Source organism: Streptomyces cirratus, from assembly GCF_014650775.1.
Taxonomy (GTDB): Bacteria; Actinomycetota; Actinomycetes; order Streptomycetales; family Streptomycetaceae; genus Streptomyces; species Streptomyces cirratus.
Genome location: NZ_BMVP01000009.1, coordinates 232382 through 239253 on the forward strand (window position 1 = coordinate 232382; position 6872 = coordinate 239253).

At 72.1% G+C, this 6872-nt stretch carries 5 protein-coding genes and 1 pseudogene; 4 read left to right on the forward strand and 2 right to left on the reverse strand.

Annotated features, from left to right (window positions below; genetic code table 11):
- Nucleotides 1-3: 3 nt before the first annotated feature.
- Nucleotides 4-1521 carry an alpha/beta hydrolase gene (locus tag IE207_RS22610; RefSeq protein ID WP_190186096.1) on the reverse strand — a complete coding sequence of 506 codons (1518 nt, stop codon included), beginning with the start codon at nt 1519-1521 and terminating at the stop codon, nt 4-6.
- Between the two features lie 140 nt (nt 1522-1661).
- On the opposite strand from IE207_RS22610, the gene IE207_RS22615 reads away from it, so the two are divergent.
- A complete protein-coding gene (locus tag IE207_RS22615) occupies nt 1662-2270 on the forward strand; it encodes a GNAT family N-acetyltransferase (protein WP_190186097.1) in 609 nt (202 codons plus the stop codon).
- 33 nt (nt 2271-2303) lie between these two features.
- Nucleotides 2304-3176 (forward strand): annotated as a pseudogene (locus IE207_RS22620) (SigB/SigF/SigG family RNA polymerase sigma factor); the annotation flags it as partial.
- 184 nt (nt 3177-3360) lie between these two features.
- Here the strand turns inward: IE207_RS22620 and IE207_RS22625 are convergent.
- Entirely contained in the window at nt 3361-3702 is a 342-nt protein-coding gene (locus IE207_RS22625) for an ATP-binding protein (RefSeq protein ID WP_308433649.1), read from the reverse strand.
- 493 nt (nt 3703-4195) lie between these two features.
- Here IE207_RS22625 and IE207_RS22630 point away from each other — a divergent pair, with 493 nt between their 5' ends.
- Nucleotides 4196-5569: an aspartate aminotransferase family protein gene (locus IE207_RS22630; RefSeq protein WP_190186099.1), complete on the forward strand. Its 1374-nt coding sequence runs from the start codon at nt 4196-4198 to the stop codon at nt 5567-5569.
- 302 nt (nt 5570-5871) lie between these two features.
- Nucleotides 5872-6816, forward strand: a complete 945-nt coding sequence (gene pucL / locus IE207_RS22635; RefSeq protein WP_190186100.1) for a factor-independent urate hydroxylase — start codon at nt 5872-5874, stop codon at nt 6814-6816.
- Nucleotides 6817-6872 lie beyond the last annotated feature (56 nt).

Here is a 6872-nt window from a genome sequence, read left to right on the forward strand (position 1 = left end):
GGCTCAGCTCCCGCAGTACGTGTCCTGCCGCGGGCGCTGCCCGGTGGTGAGGAACCGGGTCACCGCCCGGTCGCCGCAGCCGTTGCCGTTGCCCAGGTAGGAGCCGTGGCCGCCCGCGTCGACGCTGACCAGCCGGGCCCGGCCGCCGAACGCCTCGCGCATCTTGAGGGCGCCGGCGTACGGGGTGGAGGGATCGCGCAGGTTCTGGACCATCAGGACGTTGGACGGCCCGTCCGGGGTGATCCGGGTGGGCTCCTGCGCCGGGCGGTCCTTCCAGAAGGAGCAGGGGGTGATGTTCACCGGCATCCCGGCCGTGAGCGGGTGCGCCGTGCGGTCGGCGGCCACGGCGCGCTCGTACGCGGCCACGTCCCCGGGCCAGGCCACGTCGTTGCAGATGGCCCCGAGGACCGCCGCCGCGCCCGTGTCCGGCAGCGGCCCGGAGACGTCGGGCGGCAGGACGGGTTCGGCGGCCGGGTCCTGGGCGGCCAGCAGGAGCCGGGCGACGGGGGCGAAGTCGTTGCCGTAGAGGCTGGTCTGGAGGGCCTGGCGCAGCCGGTTGCCGGTCAGTGGCACGCCCGGGACGTCGGACCGGCGGGGCTCGCGGTCCAGCTTCGCCGCGGTCTCCAGGAAGAGGGGGCGTACGTCCTCGGGGTGCGCGGCGAGCCGCAGGCCTTCGGCGTCCCGCGCCGGGTCGGCCGCCCAGGCCGCGAAGTCGGGAAAGCGGTCGTCGGCGCCGGCCGACATGTTCGCGAGCCAGCCGCGCGCGACGCGGTCCGGGTCGGGGTCTCCGCTGCTGTCCAGCACCAGGCGGTCGGTGTGCTGCGGGAACCGCTGGGCGTACACCGCGCCCACGTAGGTCCCGTACGAGGTGCCCCACGCCGACAGCTTCCGCTCGCCGAGGGCCTGGCGGAGCCGGTCGATGTCGCGCACCTCGTTGGCGGTGGTGAAGCTGCGCAGCTCGGGCCCCCCGTGCTCGGCGCAGGCCTGGGCGACCCTGCGGGAGCGCGCCACGTTCTGCGCGACGTCCCCGTCCGGGCCGGGCCAGGACCGCAGGGTGACCAGGTGCCGGTCCTCCTCGGCCAGGCCGCAGGCGGCAGTGCTGCTGCCGCCGACGCCGCGCGGGTCGAGGGAGACGAGGTCGTAGGCGCCGGCCATCTCCCGGGCCAGGGCCCGGCCCGTGGACGTCAGCTTCTGGACGCCGGAGCCGCCCGGGCCGCCGGGGATCACCAGCAGCGTCCCGCGCCGGGCCTGCGGACGGTCGCTGCGCAGCCGGGTCACGGCGACGTGCAGCTGCCGGCCGCCCGGGTCGCCGTAGTCGAGGGGGACGGGGAGCGTCGCGCACTGCTGTCCGGGCAGGGCGCCCTTGTGGGTGCAGTCGTGCCAGTCGAGGGCGGCCACGGCTGCGGCCTGCGGGGCGGTCGTCCCGGGGGTGGTGGCGCCGGCCGGGCTGGTGGTGACGGCCACGGCGGAAAGGGTGAGGGCGGCGAGGGCGGCGGCCTTGCGGCGGCGGTAACCGGTCATGGCCACATGCTTGTCGAAGGCCCGGCGCCGCCCCATCCGGCTGCCGGGACGGCCGTAGGGGGGCCAGCCCCACCGGGGCTGCCCGGGGGAACCCGCGCGGCCGGGGGCCGGGGTGCGCCGGGGTGCCTACGCTGGCGCCCATGATGACGAGGCTGCTGCGCGGGCTGCCGGAGGGCGGCGGGGCCCGGGACCGGGTCGCCGAGCTGTACTGGCAGGCCTTCGGGGCGCAGCTGGGCCCGGCGCTGGGCCCCGCCGCGGCCGGGCGGCGGTTCATCGCCGCGCACCTGGACCCGGACCGGGCGCTGACCGCCGTCTCCCCTGACGGCCGGGTGCTGGGCGTCGTCGGATTCCAGCTCGCCGGGCGGGGCCTGATCGGCGGTGACACGGCCGCTGTGAGGGCGGAGTACGGGCAGGTCAGGGGCTTGTGGCGGGCGTACCTGCTGGCCCTGTCGCAGCGCACGCCGGCGCGCGGCGAGCTCGTCCTGGACGGCATCGCCGTGGACCGGTCCGAGCCCGGCCTGGAGGTGGAGGCGCTGCTGCTGGAGGGCGTCGAGGCGGTCGCCGCCGAGCAGGGGTGCCGGCGCGTCCGGCTGGACGTGGCCGCGGGGGACACCGCCGCCCGGGCCCGCTACGAAGGGCTCGGGTTCCGGGCGGTCCGGGTACCGCGGACTCCGTGGCCCCGGGACGTACTGGGCTTCGGGGCGGTGACGACCCTGCACAGATCCGTACCGCCGCAACCGGGGACGTGACCCGGAAGGCCGGAAGGAAACTTCGGGTATGGAATGGTTGGGGCGGGTATATCACCCGGGACAGCGCAACGACGGCCCCTATCCGGGACCCCTCCGTCGCAGGAGCGCAGAGTGATGGACCGTACAGAACTCACAGACGTCGCGACCCATGAGGCCAGGGCCCTTTCCGTGGCCCTGTTCCGCAGGCTGGCCGGGCTGGAGGAAGGCACCGCCGAGTACTCGTACGTCCGCAACTCCCTCGTCGAGCTCAACATCAGCCTGGTGCGGTACGCGGCCCGGCGCTTCCGGGGCCGCAGCGAGCCGATGGAGGACATCGTCCAGGTCGGCACGATCGGCCTGATCAAGGCCATCAACCGGTTCGACCCCGACCGCGGTGTCGAATTCACCTCGTTCGCCATGCCCACCATCACCGGCGAGATCAAGCGGTTCTTCCGCGACACGAGCTGGGCCGTCAAGGTCCCCCGCCGGCTCCAGGAGCTGCGCATCGACACGGCCAAGGCGCACGACTGTCTGGAACAGGACCTCGGCCGCGAGCCCACCGACTCCGAGCTCGCCGAGCAACTGCACGTCTCGCCGGAGGAGCTGGCCGAGGGCCGCAAGGCGGCGCGCGCCTACTCCGCGCGTTCCCTGGACGCGCCGACGCAGGAGGAGAGCGACCGGGATCCGTATGCCGCGCCGACGGCGCTGAGCGAGGAGGAGGGCGCGTACGACCTCATCGAGTGCCTGGAGTCGCTCAAGCCGATGCTGGCCGGGCTCTCGCCGCGCGAGCGGACGCTGCTGGAACTGCGCTTCGGGCAGGAGCTCACTCAGTCCGAGATCGGCGGGCTGCTGGGGCTGTCGCAGATGCACGTCTCGCGGCTGCTGAACCGGACCCTGACCCGGCTCCGTCAGGAGTTCCTCACGGACGCGGAGGAGATTTCGCAGGAGGTTCCCGGGACGCCGGGGACGGCCGGGAGCCCCGTGCCGGCCGAGAACCCCGGGACCGCCAGGATCTCAGGGGCTGCTAGGAGCTCCGGGACGGCCAGGAACCCTGGGACCGCCAGCTCCGGGACCGTCAGGAACTCTGCGACCGCCAGGAGCCCTGGGGCGGCTAAGAACCCTGGGACGGCTGGGAGCTCTGGGTCCCGCCGGGAACCGGCGGGTGCGGCTGAGCCGGGGGCGGCACCTCCAGCCAGACCGTCTTCCCGGGAAAAGCGCCGCCGGAAGGCTCGGCGCCCCAGCTCCTCGCGAGCCGTGCCAGCACGATGAGGCCGTGACCTCCCGGCCGGCTGCGGTCGCCCGGCGGCCGTCGGCGGGGAGGCTCGGGACTGTCGTCGCTGACTTCCACACGCAGGCCGTCCACGCTGTGCCGCAGGACCAGTTCCCGGGGGCCTCCGGCATGCAGACAGGCGTTGGTGACGACCTCCGAGACCAGCAGGAGCACGTCCTCCATCGCCTCGGGGTCACGGCGCCACTGCCAGTCCGTGAGCGCCTGCCGGGTGAAGTCGCGGCAGCGGGTGACGACGCCGGTCGTCGCACCGCCCAGGACCAGCCTCCGCGTCTGCTCGGCCACAGGGCCTCCCGTCTCCGCGCGTACGTGCCCGCACGCCCGTCTCCGCGCGCACTCCTGCGCGCCGCACCTACCCCCGCCCGGGGCAACCAATCCCGATATTCCTTTATGCACCGCTTCCCAACCACCACGGGAACGTCACAGAATCTCGCCGGTTTCTTCCGTGCAACGGAAGTACATTTCCGCAGTGCGGTAGGTCGCCTAGCGGGGGCCGGTCGGCCGGAACGTTTCCCACCCCCGTGCGGAAACCTCCCGGCCGCCCCGGCGGCCGGGGGCCGACGCTAGTGCGGCCGTCGGGGTCCGTCGAAGCCGCGCCACCCGATCCGTCAGGTCCGCCGGGGGTTATGTCCACATAGTGGACAACTACCCTCGGATTATGAACGCAGCAGCCGACGCCCTAGCCGCCGTGAAAGACACCGCGAAAGACGCCGTGAAAGACGCAGACCGGAAGCACGTCTTCCACTCCTGGTCGGCGCAGGAACTCATCGATCCGCTCGCCGTCGCGGGGGCCGAGGGTTCCTACTTCTGGGACTACGAGGGCAACCGCTTCCTCGACTTCTCCAGCGCGCTCGTCTACACGAACATCGGCTACCAGCACCCCAAGGTCGCCGCTGCCATCGCCGAGCAGGCCGGGAAGCTGTGCACCGTCGCTCCCGGCTTCGCCGTGGACGTCCGCTCCGAGGCCGCACGCCTCATCGCCGAACGGACCCCCGGCGACCTCGACAAGATCTTCTTCACCAACGCGGGCGCCGAAGCCGTCGAGAACGCCGTCCGGATGGCCCGCGTCCACACCGGGCGGCCGAAGGTGCTGGCCGCGTACCGGTCGTACCACGGCGCCACGTCCGCCGCGATCAACCTGACCGGTGACGCCCGCCGCTTCGGCAACGACTCGGCGACCGCCGGTGTCGTGCACTTCTGGGGCCCGTTCCGCTACCGCTCGCCCTTCCACGCCGCGACCGACGCCGAGGAGAGCGCCCGCGCCCTGCGCCACCTCGAGGACACCATCGTCTTCGAAGGCCCCCGGTCGATCGCCGCGGTCATCCTGGAGACGGTCGGCGGGGCGCCCGGCGTGCTCGTGCCGCCGCCCGGCTACCTGGCCGGGGTGCGCGAGCTCTGCGACCGCTACGGCATCGTGTTCATCCTGGACGAGGTCATGGTCGGCTTCGGCCGCACCGGGAAGTGGTTCGCCTGCGAGCACTGGGACGTCACCCCCGACCTCCTCTGCTTCGCCAAGGGCGTGACCAGCGGCTACGTCCCGCTCGGCGGTGTCGCCATCTCCGCGGCGATCGCCGAGACCTTCGCGCGCAGGCCCTACCCGGGCGGCCTGACGTACTCCGGGCACGTGCTCGCCTGCGCCGCCGCCGTCGCCACGATCAACACCATGGCGGAAGAGGGCATCGTCGAGCAGTCCGCCCGCACGGGCGCCGAGCTGCTGGGTCCGGGCCTGCGCGCGCTCGCCGAGCGGCACCCGTCGGTGGGCGAGGTCCGGGGTCTGGGCACCTTCTGGGCGCTGGAGCTCGTACGGGACGCGCAGACGGGCGAGCCGCTCGTGCCGTACAACGCCTCCGGGGCCGACAACGCGCCGATGGCCGCGTTCGCGGCGGCCTGCAAGAAGGGCGGGCTGTGGCCACTGGTCGCCGGCAACCGCATCCACGTGGCACCCCCCTGCAACATCTCGGAGCAGGACGTGGCCAAGGGCTTGGAGATCCTCGACGAGGCGCTGTCGGTCGCGGACGCACACATGGCCTGACCTGCGCGGACAGCCCCGCTGCTGTGGGGTCGCCCAATGAGTGGGTGCGGGTGTTCGGATGATCCGTGCGGTGGGGATCGCACCACGCGCGTGTTGCAATCCGTGGAGCGGTACGAAGCACCACCCAGTACCGCCGAGCACCACCCAGCACCTACGGACCGGGATGCACGTCAGTCCCGGGGCGGCCCCACGGGGCTGAACGGCGGGGAGCGGCACGCCTTCTTTCGGGCGGACGCTGGACGCCGGGCGTACGGGATCCAGACCACCGGACTCCGTGTTCCCGAGACCCGAAGGAAGACATCATGAGCAAGCACGTCCTGGCCCAGAACCAGTACGGCAAGGCCGAGAACCGCATCGTCAAGGTCACCCGCAAGGGCAATGGGGGTACCTCCCGGACGGAGTCTGGGGGAGGTTCCTGGCACGAGATCCGCGACCTCAACGTCTCGGTCGCGCTCCGCGGTGAATTCCGTGACGTCCACCTGACCGGCGACAACGCCAACTGCCTTCCCACGGACACCACCAAGAACACGGTGTACGCCTTCGGCAAGGAGCACGGCATCGCCTCCCCCGAGGCCTTCGGCATCCTCCTCGCCAAGCACTTCGTCTCCTCCCAGCAGCCGATCCGCGAGGCGCAGATCCGCATCGAGGAGTACGTCTGGGACCGGATCCCGGTGCCGACGCGCAAGGAGCAGCACTCCTTCGTCCGCAAGGGCCAGGAGGTGCGCACCGCGCAGATCACGTACAGCGAGACGACGGGGCTCCAGGTCATATCCGGCCTCAAGGAGCTGACCGTGATGAACTCGACGAACTCCGAGTTCCACGGCTACATCAAGGACAAGTACACGACCCTCCAGGAGGCGTACGACCGCATCCTGGCGACCAAGGTCACCGCGCGCTGGGCGCACTCGGCGCTCGCCGCGGACGACCCGGAGCACGACTGGGACCGGTCGTACAAGAAGGTCCGCAAGCACATGCTGGACGCTTTCGCGGAGACGTACTCCTACTCGCTCCAGCAGACCCTCAATCAGATGGCCGAGCGGGTTCTGGACAACTGCCCGCGGGTCAACGAGGTCCGGCTGAACCTGCCCAACAAGCACCACTTCCTCGTCGACCTGGAGCCCTTCGGCCTCAAGAACGACAACGAGGTCTACTTCGCGGCGGACCGGATGTACGGCCTGATCGAAGGCACCATCCACCGTGACGGGGTGCAGCCGGTCATCGCGACCAGCGACTGGATCGTCGCCTAGTGCTGTGACCGGGAAGGTTCGCCGGGTTGAGCGGTCAGGCTGCGGTGGGTAGGGGT